Annotated in this window: 2 protein-coding genes; both read right to left on the bottom strand. The window is 37.7% G+C overall.

The features are described 5' to 3' along the window. Positions 1 to 883, bottom strand: an 883-nt coding sequence (gene porV / locus E1176_RS04295; protein WP_246205936.1) for a type IX secretion system outer membrane channel protein PorV, incomplete at its 3' end; no start/stop codon positions are given. 39 nt (positions 884 to 922) lie between these two features. Next, positions 923 to 3,754, bottom strand: a 2,832-nt coding sequence (porU, locus tag E1176_RS04290) for a type IX secretion system sortase PorU (protein WP_155209337.1), incomplete at its 5' end; no start/stop codon positions are given.

Raw genomic sequence — 3,754 nt, 5'->3', positions numbered from 1 at the left:
ATGAGCCGAACATACCGCTCAATAAACTTTTATCGCTTTCACTACCATCGGGTTGGGGACTTGGTACCATCAGTTTATTAAAATCTAAACCAAATGTCAATTTGTTATAAGGATCAAGGTTAGTAGTAAATGCAGATCCTAAACGTAGATTAGTGGGTATGAAGTCTTTGTTGTTTTCGTCAGAGTACGAAATTTTAGAACCTATGTTAGAAATTACTGCAGCCAAAGCTAAGTTTGAATTATTACCGCTAAGTAATAAGTCCTTTTTATAAAATACACCTAAATCTGCAGCCACACTATGTGCAGGTTTAGCCTCCAGGTTACCGGCACTTGATGTAAAGTTTCCGATAAGGTTTGAATAAATGTACTTACCATTAAGGCCTACGCTCAGGTTTTGACTTAACATTCGAGAATAACTCAAGGTAACGGCTAATTCTTTAGGTCTAAAATCACCTTTTTCGTTTCCGGAGTCATCAGTAAAGAATATTTCCCCAAGATCGAAATAACGTAATGAAGCACCTACTGCCTGTTCTTTGGTAATTTTACGGTAATAAGAGCCATAAAAAATCCACATGTCGTTGACGATTTTCCCGAGCCAAGGGGTGTATGACATTCCAAAACCCTGCTCATCTTCACTAAAAACAGTTTTTGCTGGGTTCCAATAAATTGAATTCGCATCAGGAGAAGTGGCCGCACCTACGTCTCCCATACCACCAGCTCTAGCGTCTGGAGTGATAGATAAAAAAGGTACTGCAGTTGTAATTACTTTTCTGCCTGTTGTACCAGTTATATTATTAGTAGTATCCTGTAAGTAATGAGAACCGTATGTAACTGAAGTTGCCATTAAAAACAGAACAAGGAATATTGAATTTTTCTTTGTCATTAGTGAAATATTAGCCTACAAATATAGTCAATTAAGTGCTTATTCTATAAATACGAGTTTTTCGTGCCTTTCGGTAAAGGCCCCATCTTGTTTGGAACGAACACTAAGCTTAAATAAGTATAACCCAGTGTCAAGATTTTGGTTTTTTAGATCTTTTGGAATCCACTCTCCCAAGTTAACATTTGAACGGCTATCATCAATATTAAAATCAATTTTTTGTACCACTCTTCCTGTGTTTGTCATAATTGAGAGCTGACCTTCTATATCATCACCCTCTCGATTGTGTTTAAAAGCAAAACTCGTTGCATCTGCAAAGGGATTAGGGAAATTATATAATTCGGTAATGATAAATTTGTTAGGGTCTAGTACTGTAAAGTTTATACTTGATTCATTGGAATTGTTATGGGTATCCCAGGCCCTTAAAGTGATTTTGTGATTTCCTTTGGTAAGGTTTTTTAACGGAAAATTTAACCAACCGCTTTGATAAGTATCAATATCTGATTGGTAGAATTCATTAGCGATGTATTCTATACTGTCATCTAAAATCACAGCAAGATTGTTTTCAATACCATAGCCTGTAATGCTAATTCCACTTTCATCTTTTAATCGGGCCATCAACATTGTATTAGATGCTACTTCAGGCAAGTTATTTGTTGAATCTCCAACATACAGACTAATATCTGGCCCTTGATTGTCAATATCAATGTCTTGACTCGTACCTCCAATGATCATATATTCTGCTCCATTGGCATCACTAGATTTATCTTCGTTAACAGCGTAAAGACTTATTTTCCCTCTGTCGTGCTGGTAAGATATATTCTTAGGTACAATAAATTCAAAGTTAAAAGTGCCATTGGTAATCGATGCTTTGCCTCTAAAAATCACATTCTCTTTATCGTAATAGTAAAATGGGTTGCCATCACTGCCTTTTGTGACTACCGAAGATTCCTTGTCATATACCACGGCATATAGCGTGCCGTTAAAATTACTCTCCTTAATGACTCCATTGGTTATCTCTCCTGTTATTGCAACTTTACTCAGTGCATTTACGGTATCAGATAAGGAAGTACCGTTTTTGATTGAGGTTATGCTTATCTTTTTTTCTGGAAAGGCGAGTAAAAGTGATGGGTCACCTAGCAATGCAAAATTTCTATTCCCAACCTGGTTTACACTGGTTGTATTTTTTGTATTCTTTATGATATCACCCAGCCTGAGTGGTTCATTATTATTGGTTTCGAAAACAGTATTATAAAAAGCTTTGTTGAGCTCGAAATTTGAGCTCGAGTTTACCGGTCTACAAGTGCTTAAAATACCGATACCTCCCCCGATAGGATTTGTTACCACGATTTCACCTCCAGATACTCGTCTAGGATCATCATGGCGGCTAAACTCACAAGTCGCAGTCACAAAAAGAGGGAGTTTATTTTTGTTGCGCCACTCCCGAATCATGACCAGGTCAAGTACTTGCTCTTGCATCCAGCCGGTTTCTCCGCCATGCCCAGTAAAGTTGACAATTAGTGAGCCTTTATCTATGGCTTCATTTAATGCCTCGCTTGCCTCCGGAGACACTTCGCCATTAGGTTTTGATACCTGTGTATATTTATCAAGGTATAATTTATTGGGGATGTATGGCAAATAAGTTGTGTCTATTAGTTGTGTCAGTTGATCAGATTGCCTTTGATGTAAATTACCATCTTCGTCATCAGCCACAAAACTCACAACATTTCGCCAAGATCCGTAGTTTCCTTTATTTGCACTGTAATTGATTAACTTATCTACCACATCGGCAGCCTCCTCAATTGAACTTACCGGAAGCCTGCCGACACCAATGTCTAAGGTATGACCACCAGAAGTGATTTCTTCCCACTGTCCTTCATCATCTTCCAAAAAGCCATAAAAGTCGTCAGAGCCATAGGTTCTTAAAGGGTCTAAGCCGTTTCTCGATTCATAGATAGGAACATAGTTAGTGTTGTTATTTATAATATCCAGGTAGTCGTAAGATCCCCGACCAAAGAGGAGTAAATACTTAAGGTTACCGCCTTTGTCGAAGAGGTGTTTTGTGAAATCTCTAATTGCTGATACATCTTGCTTACCACTAGAGAACTCATTATAAATCTGTGAAGTGGTAACCACAGCTGCTGATAGGCCATCATTAGTACTTCTAAATGCTGCTAGTCTCTTTGCTTCAGAAAGAAAATTTGGGTGTGTCACGATTAACAAATCAGGTGTAGCTAACCCTTGTAAGTTTTGGGTTTCAACCTTTCTGTCAAAAGTTGGATTAAGTACGTTGGCAGGGTCAAAAACAATATATTCTTGAAGTTCATCTGATGCAGCTCCGAATGAGAGGTCAGAACCACTCAAGCTTGACGACTGCCGTATAGGTGCATATTGATCTGTAACATTCCAAACAATAAGATTTTCGTTGGCATTCGCGACTTGAAATGTTGAGAAGCCATTATCTACACTAGCAAGTGATCTAAAACTAATTGATTCGTTGGCCCATGATAAATCGCGAGTCACTTCAACAAGCACTTCATCTAAAAAACCGAGTGATTTATCAGAACTATTTTTATTGTAGGTGTACTGTAGCTTTAAATTATCTGATCCACTGTAGTTGGGAATCTCAAAGACATCGGTTTTTTCTTTTCCCTTAACACTATACCTAAAGCTACCTTGATTAAAATTAGGTACACTTTCTACCACTTGTGAGCCTATGTTAGCATCGTTTAAAAACAAATCAAAAGAAGATGATGCGAAAGACTGAGCCATTACATTTGAAGTTATCTTCACTGTTGAATTTGAGGTAATGTTTTCAAAATCAAAGTCAAATGTATAGGAAGTAGTGAGATCAAACCTCTCTCCATACCACTC

The sequence above is a fragment of the Fulvivirga aurantia genome (assembly GCF_009711475.1).
GTDB classification, from domain to species: Bacteria; Bacteroidota; Bacteroidia; order Cytophagales; family Cyclobacteriaceae; genus Fulvivirga; species Fulvivirga aurantia.
This window is presented reverse-complemented; position numbering and strand designations above follow the sequence as displayed.